The sequence below is a fragment of the Streptomyces sp. NPDC001507 genome, from assembly GCF_042894765.1.
Classification (GTDB): Bacteria; Actinomycetota; Actinomycetes; order Streptomycetales; family Streptomycetaceae; genus Streptomyces.
The window spans coordinates 112,148-128,192 of record NZ_JBIAVV010000017.1; the positions used below are offsets into that span (position 1 = coordinate 112,148).

Below are 16,045 nucleotides of genomic sequence, written 5' to 3' on the forward strand. Positions count from 1 at the left end.
CATGGCGATCGTCGACACCGGAGACGTCCGGCTGCACGTACAGAGAATGGGCCCGGGGGAGGGCCGTACCCCGGTCGCCACCGTGGTCCTCGTCCACGGGCTGCTCACCGACAGCCTTGCCAGCTACTACTTCACCGTGGCCCCCGCCTTCGCCGCCTCCGGCCTCGACGTGGTCATGTACGACCTGCGCGGCCACGGCCGCAGCGGCCGCCCGGCGGGCGGCTACACCCTCGACCACAACATCGACGACCTGGAGGCCCTGCTCGACCACCTGGCGGTCACGGGCCCGGTCCACCTCGTCGGCAACTCCTACGGCGGCACCATCGCCTTCGGCTACGCGGCCCGCCACCCGGAGCGCGCGGCCAGCCTGACGCTCATCGAGTCCGAACCGGCGACCGCCGCCTGGGCCGCGAAACTCGGCGGCATCCTGCACCGGGTCGTCACCGAACTCGCCCACAACGAGCCGGACGCGATCGCCTGGATCACCGCCAACCGCAGCCACAACACCGCCCGCCTGGCCAAGGGCGCGGCCCGGCTCGCCCGTGAGACCAGCCTCGGCCGGGACATCCCGGCCAGCCGGGTCCTGACCGAGGACCAGATCAGCGCCGTACGCTGCCCGGTCCTCGGCGTGTACGGCGGGGACTCCGACCTGGTCGAGGTGGTCCCGCTGAAGGAGGCCCTGCTCGCGGACTACCGGTCGGTGGTGCTGCCCGGGCACGAGCACTCCGTGCTGGTCGAGGCGTCCGGCACAGTCGGCGGACACATCCTGGAGCTGATCCACTCGGTCAGCGGCGGCGTACGGGCCGGGGTCCGGTGAGCGGCTTCCTGTTCGCCGTACCGCCCCTGGTCGGGCACATCAACCCGGCCGTCGGTGTCGCGGCCGAACTCGCCGCGCGCGGACACCGGGTGGCCTGGGTCTGCGCCGACGCCGGGCTGGTGCACCGGCTGGCGGGTCCGGCGGCCACGGTGTTCCCCTGCGCGGGCGCCCTGGCGGGCGAACGGCCCGCCGACCTGCGGGGCGCGGAGGCGCTGAGATTCCTCTGGGAGTGGTTCCTGGTGCCGCTGGCGGACGCCATGGCGCCCGGCGTGGCGGCGGCCGTCGACGAGTTCCGCCCCGATGTGGTGGTCGCCGACCAACAGGCCTTCGCCGGGGCGCTCGTGGCCGAGCGGCTCGGCCTGCCGTGGGCGACCTCCGCGACCACCTCGGCCGAGTTCGGCGGCGCCTACGACGGCATCCCCAAGGTCGCGGAGTGGCTCCGGGACCGGCTCGCGGAACTGCGCGGCCGCTTCGGCGACCCGGCGGGCACCGCCGACCCGCGCTTCTCGCCCCATCTCACCCTCGCCTTCACCACACCCGAACTGGCGGGCCCCACCGACCGGCCGGCGGTCCGCTACGTGGGCCCGTCGATCTCCGAGCGGCCGGTCGCCGACGGCTTCCCCTGGGACTGGCTCGACCCGAGCCGGGAGCGGGTCCTGATCTCCCTCGGCACCGCCAACGCGGACGTGGGCGGGCGGTTCCTGGCCGAGTGCGTGGCCGCCGTACGCGACCGGGCCGACCGGGTCCAGGCGCTGGTCGCCGACCCCGGCGGCACCCTGCCCCCCGCGGCCGACGACAAGGACATCCTGATCCTGCCCTCGCTGCCCCAGCTCCCGCTCCTGGAACGGGTCGACGCGGTCGTCTGCCACGCCGGGCACAACACCGTGTGCGAGGCCCTGTGGCACGGCGTCCCGCTGGTCGTCGCACCCATCCGCGACGACCAGCCGGTGATCGCCGGGCAGGTCGTCGACGCCGGCGCGGGCCTGCGGGTCCGGTTCGGCCGGGTCACCGCCCCGCGGCTCGGCGAGGCCCTCGACACCGTCCTGTACGAGCCCGGCCCGCGCACCGCGGCGGCCAGGATCCGCACCGCCTTCCGCGCGGCGGGCGGCGCACCGGCCGCCGCGACCCATCTGGAAGCCCTCGCAGCAGACCCGTACGCAAGGAGACCCGATGAGCAAGCAGAGTGACGTCGAGGCGCTGCGCTCCGCCTACCAGCGGGACCTCGCCGAGGGCACCGACCGCTTCTTCGAACCCCGGCGCACCACCTGCCCCTGGTGCGCCTCCGACCGGCTGACCACCCGGCTGCGCACCACCGACCTGCTCCAGCACAAGCCCGGTGCCTTCGTCCTCGACCGCTGCCAGGAGTGCGGCCACACCTTCCAGAACCCGCGCCTGAACGAGACGGGGCTGGACTTCTACTACCGGGACTTCTACGACGGCCTCGGCGAGCAGAAGATGAGCGGCACCTTCGGCGGCCGCACCAAGATGTACCAGGGCCGCGCCCGGTCCCTGGTCCCGCATGACGCGACCCCCAAGAACTGGCTCGACGTCGGCACCGGCCACGGCCACTTCTGCGAGGCCGCCCGCGAGGTGCTGCCCGGCACCGCCTTCGACGGCCTCGACTTCACCGACGGCGTCGAACTCGCCGCCCGCGAAGGCCGCGTCGAGCACGCCTACCGCGGCGCCTTCCCGGACCTCGCCCCCGAACTGGCCGCCCGCTACGACGTCGTCAGCATGTTCCACTACCTGGAGCACAGCACCGACCCCGACCGCGAACTGCGCGCCGCCCACGAGGCGGTACGCCCCGGCGGCCACCTCCTCATCGAGGTCCCCGACCCCGAGAGCCGCTACGGCCGCCTGCTGGGCCGCTGGTGGCTGCCCTGGCTCCAGCCGCAGCACCTGCACTTCGTCCCGGTCGCCAACCTCCGCGACCGGCTCACCGGCCTGGGCTTCACGGTCGTCGCCGAGGAGCACGCCGAGGCCCACGACCCCGTCGACCTGCTGGCCGCCGTCTGGCTCGCCCTGGACCACACCGCCCCGCGCGAGGACGCCCCCTGGCTGCCGACCCCGCCCGGCGCCCCGCGGAAGGCGCTCCGCGCGGCCCTGCTCATCGCCGGCATCCCGGCCCTGATCGCCGGCACCCTCCTGGACCGCTTCGCGGTACGGCCGCTCTCCCGCCGCCTCCGCCTCTCCAACGCCTACCGGATCGTGGCCCGCCGCGACTGACGCCTCGCCTCACAGCACCTTCGCGCGGATCATCGCCGACAGCACCAGGGCGCCCGGCAGCAGCGGAATCCAGTCGGTCAGGACGCGGTAGCCGATCACGGTGGCGGTGACCACCGCCACCGGGGAGCCGAACGCGACCAGCGTGATCACCAGCGCCGCGTCCACCGCGACCCCGCCGGGTACCGGAACGGCACCCCCCGCCGTGCCCGCCGCCAGGTAGGCGAAGATCACGGTGCCCCAGGACAGCCCGAGCCCGAGCGCCTCCCCGGTGCAGGCCAGCACGCACGCCTGCACCAGCGGCATCGCGGTGGCCCCGCCCCACAGGGCCAGCACCCGGGCGGGCCGCGCGTGCACCGTCCTGGCGTCGGTGAACGCGCTCCGCACCATGCCGGTGACCGGCCGCCGCAGCGGTCGTACGACGGCCGTCGCCACGCCCAGCAAAGTGAGCACCGCGGCGACCGGGATCAGCACCACGCCGTCCGGCACCAGCTCGCCCAGCCGCCGCCACGCCGACGAGGACAGCAGGAACCCGATCAGCACGACCGTCTTCGCACCGGACTTCGCCACCGAGTACAGCGCGATCGAGGCGGTGGCCCGCTCCAGGGGGACGCCCCGGGTGCGCAGGAAACGCACGGTGACGGCGTGCGCGCCGAGTCCGGCGGGCAGCGCGTGGTTGGCGGCGCCGGCGGCGAACTGCGAGGCCAGCAGCAGTCCCGGCGGCAGCCGGTCGGGCACCGCGCCCTGCCGCATGCAGGCGGCCACCACCCAGGTCAGGCAGGTGAAACCGCCCGCGGCCAGCAGCCACGCCGGTTCGGCGCGGGCGAGCCGGGTGACGCCCTCGTGGAGCAGTGACTGGTTGGTCAGGCCCCAGACCGCCGCGATGAGCAGCGGGGACAGGCACAGGGCGAGCCGGAGCGGCCGGCCCGCCATCGAGGAGGGCGCCGGCAGCGGACGCCCGGGCGCGTCGGGGCAGGGCGGGGACAGCGAGGACAGTGAGGACACGGGGACGTTGTCCTTCCACGGCGGGCCGGCGGTGGGGAGCCGCAGGCGAGCAGACGCCGGGGAGCCTTCCCGTCCCGTGTGACACCCGGATGTCCGAAAGCCGAAGGCAGGGGGGCGGGCCGGTGCCGCGGGCGCGGTGGTACCCGGCCGACCCGGTAGCCTTCGTGAGGAAGGAGCACACGACAGGGGAGGTTCCGGCGGTGCACGTCCAGGAATGGCTCGACTCGGTGCCCGCGGTCGCCGTCTACGCCGTGGTGGCGCTGGTGATCGGCGTGGAGAGCCTGGGCATCCCGCTGCCGGGCGAGATCGTCCTGGTCTCCGCCGCGCTGCTCTCCTCCCAGCACTCGGGCATCAACCCGTTCGTCCTCGGCGCCTGCGCCACCGCGGGCGCGGTGGTCGGCGACTCCATCGGCTACGCGATCGGCCGCAAGGGCGGCCGCCCACTGCTGGCCTGGCTGGGCAGGAAGTTCCCGAGACACTTCAGCGAGGGCCACGTCGCCACCGCCGAGCGCTCCTTCGAGAAGTGGGGCATGTGGGCGGTCTTCTTCGGCCGCTTCATCGCCCTCCTCCGCATCTTCGCGGGCCCGCTGGCCGGCGTCCTCCACATGCCCTACTGGAAGTTCCTCACCGCCAACCTCCTCGGCGGCATCTGCTGGGCGGGCGGCACGACGGCGGTCGTCTACTACGTCGGCCTCGTCGCCGAGGACTGGCTGAAGCGGTTCTCGTACGCGGGCCTGGCAGCAGCGGTCCTCTTCGGGCTGGCGTCGATGCTGGTCGTGCAGCGCCGGGCGAAGAAGGCCCAGATGACGCAGAAGGAAGCGGAACCTGTGAGCGCCGGGGACTGAAGCGCCCCGAAAGGGGCGCGGGGAACTGCGCGACCAGCCCCCACTCCGCCGCACCCGCCCCACGACCTACTCGTGCACCCCGCGATGCGCCACAGCCAACTCCGCGTAGAAGGTCCCGTTGAGGGCCACCCCCTCCCGCTCCTCACGGCTGAGCTCGCGCCGCACCTTCGCCGGCACCCCCGCCACCAGCGACCCCGGCGGCACCACCATCCCCTGCGGCACCAAAGCCTGCGCGGCCACCAGCGACCCCGCCCCGATCACGGCGCCGTTCAGCACGGTCGCCCCCATCCCGATCAGGCAGTCGTCCTCGACGGTCGCCCCGTGCACCACCGCGTTGTGCCCGATGGACACCCGCTCCCCGACGCTCACCGGAAACCCCGGGTCCGCGTGCAAGGTCACGTTGTCCTGGACGTTCGACTGCGCCCCCACGGTGATCCTCTCCACGTCCCCGCGCACCACCGCCCCGTACCAGACACTCGCCCCGGCCTCCAGCGTCACGTCCCCGATCACCGAGGCGGTCGGCGCCACGAACACGTCGGCCCCGACCTTCGGCTCGCGCCCCCCGATCCCCACGATCAGCGCCCGCTGCGTCATCACCGTCTCCCGTCGTCGTCGATTCCCCGGCAACCTACGCCACCGCCTGGGGCGAAGATCACAGCAGCCCACCCTCTGCAAGCCGCAGCCCGCTGAGTAGCGTGACTGCGTGCCGAAGCCCAAGAACACGTTCTCGTCCTGGCGCCGTCACCTCGCCCAACGCGCAGTGCACGCGGCCTGGGCCTGGGTGCAGCGCACCGGATCCGTCACCGCCGACCATCCCGGCCGCTTCCGGTTCGGCGCCCTCGGCGAGGCCACCCGGCTCGCCTTCCCGCTCGGCACGGTCTTCGGCGAACCGTGGATCCACCTCGGCTCGCACTGCATCGTCGGCGAACAGGTCACACTCACCGCGGGCCTGATGCCCGACCTCGACCTCGGTCCGGACCCGATCCTGCGCATCGGCGACGGCGTGGTCCTCGGCCGCGGCAGTCACGTCATCGCGGACACGACGGTCACCATCGGCAGCGACTGCTACTTCGGCCCGTACGTCTACGTCACCTCCACCAACCACTCCTACGACGACCCGCACGAGCCCATCGGCCGGCAGTGGCCCCGCATGGAGCCCGTGGAGATCGGCCCGGGGTGCTGGATCGGCACGGGCGCGGTGATCCTGCCGGGCGCGCGGATCGGCCGGAACGTGGTGGTGGCCGCCGGTGCGGTGGTCCGGGGCGTGGTGCCCGACCACGCCGTGGTGGCCGGTGCGCCCGCCCGGGTGGTACGCCGCTGGACGCCCGAGACCGGCTGGCAGCCGCCGCTTCGCACGCCCCCGCCGGTGCCGATCCCGGCGGGCACCACGCCGGAGCAGCTGCGCGCGCTGGCGGAGCTGGACGAGGCGGACGTGGCGCGGCTCGCCGAGCTGGAGCCCGAGAGCTGAGCCGGGCCGCGGCCGGCGCGCTTGCCCCGGGCTGACGACGTCCGCTGAGGTGTCGGACCGGGGGACCGGGGCACCGGCGAGGTATGGATGCACAGGCATGGACACTGCGGGCGCGCGGCCGGGCCGCTCGGGGGGCGCACAGTCAGGCGCTGGCCGTGGCGGCACGGGCCGGGTTCGCCGCCCGCGGGCTGATCTACGTACTGGTGGGCGTGATCGCCCTGCGGATCGCGTTCGGGCAGGGCGGGGACGGTGGACAGCAGGCCGATCGCGGCGGTGCTCTGGAGGAACTGGCCGGCCGGCCCTTCGGGGCGGCGCTGCTGGTGGTCCTGGCAGTGGCGCTCGCGGGCATGGCGCTGTGGCGCCTGTCGGAGGCGGTGTTCGGCGGAGCGGGACCCAAGGGCGCCGAGCCGTCCAAGCGCGCGGCCGCGGCGGGCCGGTGCGTCTTCTACGTCTTCGCCTGCTACTCGGTGCTGTCGTACGCGGCCGGGGAGCGCGGCAGCGGCAGCGGGTCCTCGGACCGGCAGACGCACGACGTCACCGCCACGGTGCTGGGCTGGCCGGGCGGCCAGTGGATCGTGGGCGTCGCCGGGGCCGGGGTGGTGGCCGCCGGGCTGTGGATAGCCGTGCGGGCCGTCCGGCTGAAGTTCCGGGAGAAGCTGCGGACCGCCGCCATGTCCTCGCGGGCCAGGCGGTTCACCGACGTCTTCGGGGTGACCGGGGGTACGGCACGCGGGGCCGTCTTCGCGGTCGCCGGGGTGTTCGCGGTCGTCGCGGCCGTCAGGCACCGGCCCGGCGAGGCCAAGGGCATGGACGACACCCTGCGCACGTTCCGCGATCTGCCCGCCGGTCCGTGGCTGCTCGCCGCGATCGCGCTCGGTCTGGCGGCCTTCGGCGTCTTCTCGTGGTGCAACGCACGCTGGCGCAGGATCTGATGCCGGGAACGGCACCGCTTCCCAGTACAGTTCGGTGCACGGTCAGGTACATCCCGCCGTAGTACATTTGATCGAACCCTGCACGCGAAAATAATGGACCGCGATGCACTCGACGATGGACGGAACGTGTCGGACCTCGACCTGCTGACCCAGTCCCTGGCCCGCAACGTGAAGCACTGGCGGGCGGTGCGCGGCTTCACGCTTGACGTGCTCGCGGCCCGGGCCGGGGTCAGCCGGGGCATGCTGATCCAGATCGAGCAGGCCCGCACCAACCCGAGCATCGGCACCGTCGTCAAGATCGGCGACGCGCTCGGTGTCAGCATCACCACGCTGCTCGACTACGAGCAGGGCCCGAAGGTCCAGATCGTCCCCGCCGACAAGGCCGTGCGGCTGTGGCACACCGAGGCCGGCAGCTTCAACCGGCTCCTCGCCGGGACCGAGGCGCCCGGCCCGCTGGAGATGTGGGACTGGCGTCTGATGCCCGGCGAGAGCAGCCCTTCGGAGCCGCATCCGTCCGGCACGGTGGAGATCGTCCATGTCACCGCCGGTGAACTGACCCTCACCGTCGACGGGGTCGACTACCGCGTGCCGACCGGCGCCAGCGCCTCCTTCGAGGCCAACTCGGCCCATGTGTACGGCAACACCGGGGACGTGCCGATGGAGATGGTCATGACGGTCTCCGTGCCGCCCGTGCCCTGAGCCGGGCGGGCCGGGCTGTTAGCGTGCGGACATGCGCGCACCCATCGGAGACTTCGACACCGCCGTCTCCGCCCCCGACTGCCTCGACGAACTGACCGCGCCGGTCGCCGACGCCGTACGGCACTGGACCGGCGCGGTGCCCGCCGACCGGATCGTGTACGTCGAGACCGACCCGCAGTGGGCGGACACCGCGGTCTTCGTCGAGCACTACGGGCACGACCTGCTGGACAAGTCGGCCAACTGCGTGGTGGTGGCGGGCAAGCGCGGCGGTGAGACCACCCTGGCCGCCTGCCTGGTGCTGTCCACCACCAAGGTGGACGTCAACGGCGTGGTGCGCCGCCAACTCGGCGCCCGTAAGGCCTCGTTCGCCTCGACGGACACCGCGACCGGCGCGACCGGCATGGAGTACGGCGGCATCACCCCGATCGGACTCCCGCGCGACTGGCCCCTGCTGGTGGACCCGGCCGTGGTCGACCTGCCCTACGTCCTGGTCGGCAGCGGCCGCCGGCGCGGCAAACTCCTCGTCCCCGGCGAGGCGTTCGCCGAACTGCCGGGCGCGGTGGTGCTGCCGGGGCTGGGCGTCTGACGCTCCGTCGTCAGCGCCCCGTCAGGGGCGCCGGGGTGCCCCCGGGCCGAAGGCCGGGGAGGAACTGCGTGACCAGCCGCGACGGCGCCGCAGCCTGACGACGGCATGTCGCGGCGCGTCCGGCGCCGCGCTCAGGAGCCGGCGTGTACGTGGTGCGCCAACGCCAGGTGCGGGTCCGCCTGGCCCGGCGCCGGGGCCGGATCCGCGTGCACCAGGGCCGCCGTCAGCCTCGGCACGGCGTGCAGCAGCGCGTGTTCCGCCGCGACGGCGACCGCGTGCGCCTGCCGTACCGTCGCCTCGCCGTCGACCACGACCGCCACCTCGGCGCGCAGCCGGTGCCCGATCCACCGCAGCCGCAGCTCATCCACCGCCCGCACCCCCGGCACCTCCCGCAGCGCCCGCTCGGCCCGGTCGGTCAACTCCGGGTCCACCGCGTCCATCACGCGCCGGAACACCTCGCGCGCCGCGTCCCGCAGCACCAGCGCGATCGCCGCGGTGATCGCCAAACCCACGAGCGGATCGGCGAGTTGCCAGCCGAGGGCGGCGCCGCCGGCCCCGAGCAGCACGGCGAGCGAGGTGAACCCGTCGGTACGGGCGTGCAGCCCGTCGGCCACCAGGGCGGCCGACCCGATCTCCCGGCCCACCCGGATCCGGTACCGGGCCACCCACTCGTTCCCGGCGAACCCGACGAGCGCGGCCACCGCGACGGCCGTCAGATGCGTGACCGGCCGCGGGTCCAGCAGCCGTTCGACGGCCGTCCACGCGGCGAAGAGGGCCGACGCGGTGATCGTCAGCACGATCGCGATTCCCGCGAGGTCCTCGGCCCGCCCGTAGCCGTAGGTGTAGCGGCGGTTCGCCGCGCGGCGTCCGATGACGAAGGCGATGCCCAGCGGTACGGCGGTCAGCGCGTCCGCCGCGTTGTGCACCGTGTCCCCGAGCAGGGCGACGGAGCCGGACAGGACCACCACGACCGCCTGCACGAACGCCGTCGCGCCGAGCACGGCCAGCGAGACCCAGAGCGCGCGCATGCCCCGTGCCGAGGACTCCAGCGCGGGATCGAGCTTGTCGGCCGTCTCGTGGGAGTGCGGCGTCAGAAGGTGGGCGAGACGGTGTCGGAGGCCGGCGGCGGGGGAGCGGGACTCGGAGCGAGGGTGGCCGTGACCGTGCTCATGGCCGTGCTCATGGCCGTGGCCGTGAGCGTGGGCGGGCTCGCCGTGCCGGTCGGGGGTGTGTGCGTGCTCGTGACGGTGCCGGTCGCTCATGACGGCTCCCCTCTCCGGTGCGCGGGACGTGGACACGGGACGCCCACCACGCCATTATGTGCGTATGAGCGCACGCTTGCACCTATCACCTGCGCATCATGCGCACCCGCGCACCCCGGGCGAGGAACAGTTCGCGCTCGCCGCCGAACTCCTCGCCCTGCTCGGCGACCGCACCCGGCTCACGTTGCTGCACGCCCTGACCACGGGGGAGGCCGACGTCAGCACGCTCACGGAGGTGTGCGGCGCCGCCCGGCCCGCCGTCAGCCAGCATCTGGCCCGGCTGCGGCTCGCGGGTCTGGTGGGCACGCGCAAGGAGGGGCGGCGGGTGGTGTACTCGCTGCGCCACGGCCATCTGCGGACGCTCGTCGAGGAGGCGCTGAAGGTGGCGGACCACCGGCTGACCGAGACCACCGCCGAGGCGGACGGCTGAGCTTCGGCCGGAGGCCGTCGGCAGGCACTCTCAGAAGGCGGCGGCCGCACCGAGGTACTGCTCGGCGAAGGCCGTCGCCGCCGCGCGTGAGGTGAACAGCCTGCGCAGCCGGGCCAGGCTGGTGCCCGCGAGGAACGGGTCGCCGGAGGCCGTGCCGTGGTAGATGCCGGACAGGAACCGCGAGAACTCCTGGTAGTCCCAGACCCGGCGCAGGCAGGCGTGGGAGTAGCCCTCCAGACCGGTGTCGTCGCCCTTGACGGCGTGCGCGGCGAGCGCGTCGCCCAGCAGGAAGGCGTCGTGCAGGGCGAGGTTCATGCCCTTGGCGGCGATCGGCGCGGTCAGGTGCCCGGCGTCACCGGCCAGGAAGAGGCGGCCGAACACCATCGGTTCGACCACGTAGTCGTGCATGTCCAGCACGCGCTTCTCGATCAGCCGCCCCTCGGTGAGCGGCGGCGCCCCGGCGGCGCCGAGCCGCTCGCGCAGCTCGTCCCAGACCCGGTCGTGCGACCAGTTCTCCGGGTCGTCGCCCGGCGGGCACTGCAGGTAATAGCGGGTGACCTCGGGGCTGCGCGCCATGTGCCCGGCGAAGCCGTTCGGATGGACGCCGAACACCACACAGTCCGAGGACGGCGGCGCCTCGGCGAGCAGCGCCAGCCAGGCTATGCCGTAGTCCTGCCGGGCGATGTGCACCCGCCCCTGCGGTATCGCGTCCCGGGTCACCCCGCGCGCGCCGTCGCAGCCCGCCACGAACGCGCAGCGCAGGACGTGCCGTTCGCCGGTCGCGGGGTCGAGGTAGGACACGGCGGGCCGGTCCGTCTCCAGGTCGTGCAGCGCGACGTCGCGCACCCCGAACCTGATGTCCCCGCCGCGCGCGTCGGCGTACTCGCGGACCAGGTCCGTCACCAGCAACGGCTGCGGATAGACGTAGTGATGATGGTCCGTCAGTTCGGTGTAGTCGAACCGGAACCGGTCGCCGCCGAAGCGGAACTCGCACTCGCTGTGCACCTGCGCGCGGGCTGCCAGGCCGTCGCCCAGGCCGCGCTGCCGGAGCCCGCGGACCGCCCACTCCTCGATGACCCCGGCCCGCGGCCGGGTCTCGATGAACTGTCTGCTCTCGGTCTCCAGGACCACGCAGTCGACGTCGGCGGCCCGCAGGATGTTCCCGACGGTCAGTCCGGCGGGCCCGGCGCCCACGACGACGACCGTACGGCGTTCCTCGGCGGGGGAGTTGCGGTGGGGGGAGGGGTGCGTCACCCCCGCATTATGACGGTGTCCCGTCAGCCACGGCAGTGCCACCGTGGCTGACGGGACGCGGGTGAGGAGGAGGGGTCAGTGCGCCGGGGCGTCCGTGACCACGACCTCGTCGATGCTGCGCTCGATGTCCTCGGCCGTGGACGAGGTCGCCCTGGCCCAGTAGTAGATGACCACCGAGAAGGCCGCGATGACGACGATGTCCCACCACAGCGGGAGGTTCCCCCGACCGCCGAAGCCGCCCTGCCAGGAGATCAGGCCCATGCCCACCAGGTAGACGGGCAGCCACTGCGCGGCCTTGAAGTCCAGCCGGGGCGCGTCCGGCAGGTTCTTGCTGTGGGCGTACCAGGCGTAGCTGCCGAGCAGCAGGTAGCCGAGGACGATCGCCAGGCCGAGCCGCCACAGGGTGCCCCAGCCGGCCCAGTAGATGATCAGGTTGGCCACCACGAACGCCACCGGCGAGACCAGCTTGCCGGCGGGCAGCCGGTACGGGCGCTCCAGGCCCGGCAGCTTGTCGGCGAAGACGCCGTACGCCAGCGGGGCGCCCGCGTACATCAGCACGCTCGCGGAGGTGATGAAGCCGACCAGCTCGTGCCAGCTCGGGAACGGCAGGAAGCAGATCACGCCGGTCACGAAGGACATGATGAGCCCGAACCACGGCACACCGCGCGAGTCGGTCCGCGTGAACACCTTCGGCGCGTAGCCGTTCTTCGCCAGGCCGTAGGAGACGCGGGAGGTGGCCGTGGTGTAGATCAGGCCGGTGCCGCCGGGGGAGATGATCGCGTCCACGTAGAGCACCCAGGCCAGCCAGCCGAGGCCCACCATGGTGGCGACGCCGGCCCACGGACCGCTGTCGCCCGGGTAGTGCAGGCTGCCCCAGCCGTGCGCGAAGGAGCTGTGCGACAGCGCGCCGATGAACACGACCTGGAGCAGGACGTAGATGACGGCACCGATCGCGACCGAGCCGAGCGTGGCGCGCGGCAGGTCCTTCTTCGGGTTGCGGCTCTCGCCCGCCAGCTGGATCGCCTGCTCGAAGCCGAGCAGCGCGAAGATGATGCCGCTGGTGCTGATCGCGGCGAGCACGCCCTTGGCACCGAAGGGGGCGAAGCCCTCCGAGTGGAAGTTGGCGGGGTGGAAGTTGGTGGCAGCGACGATGAAGATCGCGGCCAGTGGCACGGCGATCTTCCACCAGGTCGCGGCGCTGTTGGTGTGTGCCAGCGCCCGGACGCCGAAGAAGTTGACGCCGACGAAGACCGCCATGAGGACGATCGCCACCAGCAGACCGCTGGCCGTCAGGGTCTTGTCGGCGTGCTGGAAGCCCTGGGCCCACTTCCAGTGACCGGCGTAGCCGATCATGGCCTCGACCTCGATCGGCGCCACGGTCGCCGCCTGGAGCCAGGAGAACCAGCCGAAGGACATGCCGGCCAGGCCGCCGAACGCGTAGTGCGGGTAACGGGCCGTACCGCCCGCCACCGGGAACATGCCGCCGAGCTCGGCGTGCACCAGTGCCAGCAGCACGATCGCGACCGCGCCGATCACCCACGAGATGATCGCCGAGGGACCGGCCTGCATCACCGCGTCGTGCGCGCCGTACAGCCATCCGGAGCCGATGATCGAGCCCACAGAGGCCCACATCAGGCCGATCAGCCCGACGTCCCGCCTCAGACCGCCCGAAGGAGTGATGTCCTCCGTTGCGGCTTTCTCGACACTCACCATGTCAAGTGGCCTCTCAGTTTCTGAACGCAGATTTAACGAGCAAGAGGGCACAACTTAAGGGCGCACGCCGCAGGCCGAGAAGAGTGTTGCCAAAGATTTGACCCTCGATCTTTCCTGTCTTGGCCAAAGCTTTTGCACAGGTCAGTGAGGGTCACAGAATGTCCGTATTCAGTTATGTTAGGTGAGAAGAGGGTAAGACAGGCAAGCTCAGATCTTCCTCAAATCCGGCTCAGTTCCCGTCCAGGAGAGGAATTTCGATGGCCGGGCAGCGGTCCATGACCATGTCCAGACCCGCGGTCCGCACCCGCTCGTAAGCCGCCTCGTCGACCACCCCGAGCTGGAACCACACCGCCTTCGCGCCCTTCGCCACCGCCTCGTCCGCGACCGCGCCGGCCAGCTCGCTGTTGACGAAGACGTCGACGACGTCGACCTCGAAGGGGATCTCCGAGAGGGACGCGTAGCCCTGCTCGCCGTGCACCGTCTCCGCCTTGGGGTGGACCGGCACGATCCGCTTGCCGAACCGCTGCAGCACCTGCGCCACTCCGTACGCCGCCCGTCCCCGGTTGGACGACAGGCCGACCACCGCCCAGGTGTCACCCGTCCCGGTCAGGATCCTGCGGATCGTCGCTTCGTCGCCGTACACCGTCGGCCTCCTCGGCTCGGGGAACATTCGCCGTGGGCAACAGCGGCCGCCGGAGCCTGATTCCCCGGCCCGGACCGGGTCCGCGCAGTACCGTCGGGACAGCCCGCGCGGCAGGGGGTGTCGCATGTCCCGCATGTCCCGCCACGGTGACCTGAATCATCGCAAGGTGCCTGCGTGCGGCCCGCCGCACGCCTACGCTCAGCCCGTGCTGCGCATCCTCGACGCCAAGTCCGGTGAGACCGTCCCCGCCGTCTCCGCCCGCCGTGCCCTGACCCGGGTGCAGGTCCACGCCTCCGGGTACGACCTGACGGCGTTGCGGGTCCTGCTCACCACCGACCTGCTGCTGCGCGCACTGGAACTCGGCGGCACCCCCGTCCTGCCCCTGCTCACCGCCGACCACCACCAGGCCGAGCTGCACGCCGCCGCGACCACCCTCGGCATCCGCCCCTTCGAGGACGGCCGCGACCTCGCGGCGGGACTGGGCGAGGCACAGGTCGTCCACGTGACGGCCGCGGGCGGCACCGCGCCCGGTACCGGGACCGGCGTGACCGTCGCCGTCGCCCCCGCCGACGGCCCCGACGCGGGTGTCCTCGGCACGCTCGACGACCCCGCCGCACTGCGGCTCGCCCTCCTCGACGCCCCTCGCGGCACGGCCGTCCACCTCGGTGCCGGCGCCCTCGACGCGGCCGGGCGGCGGCTCGGCAGGCTGCGCCGGTCGGTGGCGCACTGGGCGCGCAGTCCCTCGCGGCCGGTGCCCGAGAAGGTTCGGGGACGCCTCCGGGACGCCTGGGAGGACGACCTCGACGTGCCCGCGGTGCTCGGCGTGCTGCGCTGGATGGAGGACCAGCCCGAGATCCCCGACGGCGCCCGCTTCGAGACCTGCGCCTACGCCGACCGGCTGCTCGCCCTCGACCTCACGCGCGACCTCGGGCGGGCGGCGTGATCACCCGGGCGGGCGCGGGCCCGCTGCGCCGCCTGGTCGTGCTGCGGCACGCCAAGTCCGCCTGGCCCGAGGGCGTCCCGGACCGCCTGCGCCCGCTCGCGGACCGCGGCCGCCGTGACGCCCCCGCCGCCGGCCGTGCCCTCGCCGCGTCCGACTGCCTGCCCGACCTCGCGGTGTGCTCCACCGCGGTACGCGCCCGGCAGACCTGGGAGCTGGCCTCCGCCCAGTGGGGCACACCGCCGCCGGTCCGCCACGACCCGCGGGTGTACGCGGCCGACGTACCCGACCTGCTCGCGGTCGTCCACGAGGTGCCCGCCGAGGTGGAGACGCTGTTGCTGGTCGGCCACAACCCCGGCCTGGAGGAACTCGTCCTCGACCTCGCGGGCGACGGCCTCGACGACACCCTGGAGCAGGTCCGCAGGAAGTTCCCGACCTCCGCCATCGCCGTCCTGGCCTGGCACGGCACGACCTGGGCGGCCCTCGCCCCGGGGACGGCCCTGCTGACGGGGGTGACGGTGGCCCGGGGCCGCAAGGAGGGGGGAAAGGAGAGCTGAAGGCGTCCGCATAGGGTGGGCGGATGCAGGACGAGTACCGCACAGTGGCCCGCGCGGGCACGCACGAGACCGAGGTCAACCGCTCCCGCTTCCTGTGCGCCCTCGCCCCGGCGGCCACCGAGCAGGAGGCCCAGGACTTCGTCGCGGCGGTCCGCAGGGAGCACGCGGACGCCACCCACAACTGCTGGGCCTACGTCATCGGCGCCGACGCCGCCACCCAGCGGGCGAGCGACGACGGCGAACCGGGCGGCACCGCGGGCGTCCCCATGCTCCAGATGCTGCTGCGCCGGGACATGCGGTACGTCGTCGCGGTCGTCACCCGCTACTACGGCGGCGTCAAGCTGGGCGCCGGTGGCCTCATCCGCGCCTACGGGGGCGCGGTCGGCGGGGCCCTCGACGCCGTCGGCACCCGCACCCGGCGCCGCTTCCGGCTGGCCACGGTGACCGTCGACCACCAGCGGGCCGGCAAGGTCCAGAACGACCTGCGCGCCACCGGCCGCGAGGTCCGCGACGTCCGCTACGGCGAGGCCGTCGCCATCGAGATCGGCCTGCCGGACGCCGACGTGGACACCTTCCGCGCCTGGCTCGCCGACGCGACGGCGGGCACCGCCACCCTCGACCTGGGCGGGGAGGCCTACGGGGACGCGTGACGGCCGAGGACACCTGTGCGG

Annotated in this window: 18 protein-coding genes; 12 read left to right on the top strand and 6 right to left on the bottom strand. The window is 73.3% G+C overall.

The features are described from left to right. Position 1: 1 nt before the first annotated feature. Genes ACFY0K_RS42440 through ACFY0K_RS42450 form a run of 3 tightly spaced genes read left to right on the top strand, consistent with a single transcriptional unit; the run spans position 2 to position 3,043 of the window. Positions 2 to 817, top strand: coding sequence for an alpha/beta fold hydrolase (locus ACFY0K_RS42440; RefSeq protein WP_390644398.1), 816 nt, complete (start codon positions 2 to 4; stop codon positions 815 to 817). Beyond that, positions 814 to 2,004, top strand: a complete 1,191-nt coding sequence (locus ACFY0K_RS42445) for a glycosyltransferase (protein ID WP_390644399.1) — start codon at positions 814 to 816, stop codon at positions 2,002 to 2,004. The genes ACFY0K_RS42440 and ACFY0K_RS42445 overlap by 4 nt, the downstream gene beginning before the upstream one ends. Further along, positions 1,988 to 3,043: a class I SAM-dependent methyltransferase gene (locus tag ACFY0K_RS42450; RefSeq protein ID WP_390644400.1), complete on the top strand. Its 1,056-nt coding sequence runs from the start codon at positions 1,988 to 1,990 to the stop codon at positions 3,041 to 3,043. The genes ACFY0K_RS42445 and ACFY0K_RS42450 overlap by 17 nt, the downstream gene beginning before the upstream one ends. Before the next feature lie 9 nt (positions 3,044 to 3,052). Here ACFY0K_RS42450 and ACFY0K_RS42455 read toward each other — a convergent pair whose 3' ends face one another. Then, positions 3,053 to 4,045, bottom strand: coding sequence for a YbhN family protein (locus ACFY0K_RS42455; protein ID WP_390644401.1), 993 nt, complete (start codon positions 4,043 to 4,045; stop codon positions 3,053 to 3,055). Between the two features lie 200 nt (positions 4,046 to 4,245). Here ACFY0K_RS42455 and ACFY0K_RS42460 point away from each other — a divergent pair, with 200 nt between their 5' ends. Beyond that, positions 4,246 to 4,890, top strand: a complete 645-nt coding sequence (locus tag ACFY0K_RS42460; protein ID WP_390644402.1) for a DedA family protein — start codon at positions 4,246 to 4,248, stop codon at positions 4,888 to 4,890. 66 nt (positions 4,891 to 4,956) lie between these two features. Here ACFY0K_RS42460 and ACFY0K_RS42465 read toward each other — a convergent pair whose 3' ends face one another. Further along, a complete protein-coding gene (locus ACFY0K_RS42465; protein WP_352361397.1) occupies positions 4,957 to 5,484 on the bottom strand; it encodes a gamma carbonic anhydrase family protein in 528 nt (175 codons plus the stop codon). Between the two features lie 109 nt (positions 5,485 to 5,593). On the opposite strand from ACFY0K_RS42465, the gene ACFY0K_RS42470 reads away from it, so the two are divergent. The 4 genes from ACFY0K_RS42470 (at position 5,594) to ACFY0K_RS42485 (ending at position 8,575) form a co-directional block, all read left to right on the top strand. Further along, positions 5,594 to 6,358: an acyltransferase gene (locus ACFY0K_RS42470; protein WP_351961269.1), complete on the top strand. Its 765-nt coding sequence runs from the start codon at positions 5,594 to 5,596 to the stop codon at positions 6,356 to 6,358. Positions 6,359 to 6,441: 83 nt separating this feature from the next. Continuing rightward, complete coding sequence (locus ACFY0K_RS42475; RefSeq protein ID WP_390644403.1) at positions 6,442 to 7,290, top strand: DUF1206 domain-containing protein; 849 nt, start codon at positions 6,442 to 6,444, stop codon at positions 7,288 to 7,290. A 126-nt stretch (positions 7,291 to 7,416) separates the two neighbouring features. Then, complete coding sequence (locus ACFY0K_RS42480) at positions 7,417 to 7,989, top strand: XRE family transcriptional regulator (protein ID WP_390644404.1); 573 nt, start codon at positions 7,417 to 7,419, stop codon at positions 7,987 to 7,989. A gap of 31 nt (positions 7,990 to 8,020) precedes the next feature. Continuing rightward, the gene (locus ACFY0K_RS42485; RefSeq protein WP_390644405.1) at positions 8,021 to 8,575 is read left to right on the top strand and encodes a YbaK/EbsC family protein; all 555 of its coding nucleotides are present in this window, start codon (positions 8,021 to 8,023) and stop codon (positions 8,573 to 8,575) included. A 131-nt stretch (positions 8,576 to 8,706) separates the two neighbouring features. Here ACFY0K_RS42485 and ACFY0K_RS42490 read toward each other — a convergent pair whose 3' ends face one another. Then, complete coding sequence (locus ACFY0K_RS42490) at positions 8,707 to 9,837, bottom strand: cation diffusion facilitator family transporter (RefSeq protein ID WP_390644406.1); 1,131 nt, start codon at positions 9,835 to 9,837, stop codon at positions 8,707 to 8,709. Positions 9,838 to 9,901: 64 nt separating this feature from the next. Here ACFY0K_RS42490 and ACFY0K_RS42495 point away from each other — a divergent pair, with 64 nt between their 5' ends. After that, the gene (locus ACFY0K_RS42495; protein ID WP_390644407.1) at positions 9,902 to 10,267 is read left to right on the top strand and encodes an ArsR/SmtB family transcription factor; all 366 of its coding nucleotides are present in this window, start codon (positions 9,902 to 9,904) and stop codon (positions 10,265 to 10,267) included. Positions 10,268 to 10,297: 30 nt separating this feature from the next. Here ACFY0K_RS42495 and ACFY0K_RS42500 read toward each other — a convergent pair whose 3' ends face one another. The 3 genes from ACFY0K_RS42500 to ACFY0K_RS42510 form a co-directional block, all read right to left on the bottom strand. Then, the gene (locus ACFY0K_RS42500) at positions 10,298 to 11,521 is read right to left on the bottom strand and encodes a 4-hydroxybenzoate 3-monooxygenase (RefSeq protein ID WP_390644408.1); all 1,224 of its coding nucleotides are present in this window, start codon (positions 11,519 to 11,521) and stop codon (positions 10,298 to 10,300) included. 75 nt (positions 11,522 to 11,596) lie between these two features. Further along, positions 11,597 to 13,234 (bottom strand): APC family permease, encoded by a 1,638-nt coding sequence (locus ACFY0K_RS42505; protein WP_390644409.1) that lies wholly within the window; start codon positions 13,232 to 13,234, stop codon positions 11,597 to 11,599. A gap of 229 nt (positions 13,235 to 13,463) precedes the next feature. Next, entirely contained in the window at positions 13,464 to 13,877 is a 414-nt protein-coding gene (locus tag ACFY0K_RS42510; protein WP_390644410.1) for a CoA-binding protein, read from the bottom strand. A gap of 205 nt (positions 13,878 to 14,082) precedes the next feature. On the opposite strand from ACFY0K_RS42510, the gene ACFY0K_RS42515 reads away from it, so the two are divergent. The 3 genes from ACFY0K_RS42515 to ACFY0K_RS42525 are packed head-to-tail and all read left to right on the top strand — an operon-like array spanning position 14,083 to position 16,024. Next, positions 14,083 to 14,820: a hypothetical protein gene (locus ACFY0K_RS42515; RefSeq protein WP_390644411.1), complete on the top strand. Its 738-nt coding sequence runs from the start codon at positions 14,083 to 14,085 to the stop codon at positions 14,818 to 14,820. Next, positions 14,817 to 15,374 carry a histidine phosphatase family protein gene (locus ACFY0K_RS42520; RefSeq protein WP_351961279.1) on the top strand — a complete coding sequence of 186 codons (558 nt, stop codon included), beginning with the start codon at positions 14,817 to 14,819 and terminating at the stop codon, positions 15,372 to 15,374. Before ACFY0K_RS42515 ends, ACFY0K_RS42520 begins: the two co-directional genes overlap by 4 nt. A 23-nt stretch (positions 15,375 to 15,397) precedes the next feature. Continuing rightward, entirely contained in the window at positions 15,398 to 16,024 is a 627-nt protein-coding gene (locus tag ACFY0K_RS42525) for a YigZ family protein (RefSeq protein ID WP_390644412.1), read from the top strand. Positions 16,025 to 16,045: the final 21 nt, after the last annotated feature.

What these genes read in the sequence shown, in the direction of transcription:
- ACFY0K_RS42440 (WP_390644398.1), top strand. Translation starts at nt 2, where the DNA reads ATGGCGATCGTCGACACCGGAGACGTCCGGCTGCACGTACAGAGAATG.
- ACFY0K_RS42450 (WP_390644400.1), top strand. Translation starts at nt 1,988, where the DNA reads ATGAGCAAGCAGAGTGACGTCGAGGCGCTGCGCTCCGCCTACCAGCGG.
- ACFY0K_RS42465 (WP_352361397.1), bottom strand. Translation starts at nt 5,484, where the DNA reads ATGACGCAGCGGGCGCTGATCGTGGGGATCGGGGGGCGCGAGCCGAAG.
- ACFY0K_RS42475 (WP_390644403.1), top strand. Translation starts at nt 6,442, where the DNA reads ATGGATGCACAGGCATGGACACTGCGGGCGCGCGGCCGGGCCGCTCGG.
- ACFY0K_RS42485 (WP_390644405.1), top strand. Translation starts at nt 8,021, where the DNA reads ATGCGCGCACCCATCGGAGACTTCGACACCGCCGTCTCCGCCCCCGAC.
- ACFY0K_RS42490 (WP_390644406.1), bottom strand. Translation starts at nt 9,837, where the DNA reads ATGAGCGACCGGCACCGTCACGAGCACGCACACACCCCCGACCGGCAC.
- ACFY0K_RS42495 (WP_390644407.1), top strand. Translation starts at nt 9,902, where the DNA reads ATGAGCGCACGCTTGCACCTATCACCTGCGCATCATGCGCACCCGCGC.
- ACFY0K_RS42505 (WP_390644409.1), bottom strand. Translation starts at nt 13,234, where the DNA reads ATGGTGAGTGTCGAGAAAGCCGCAACGGAGGACATCACTCCTTCGGGC.
- ACFY0K_RS42525 (WP_390644412.1), top strand. Translation starts at nt 15,398, where the DNA reads ATGCAGGACGAGTACCGCACAGTGGCCCGCGCGGGCACGCACGAGACC.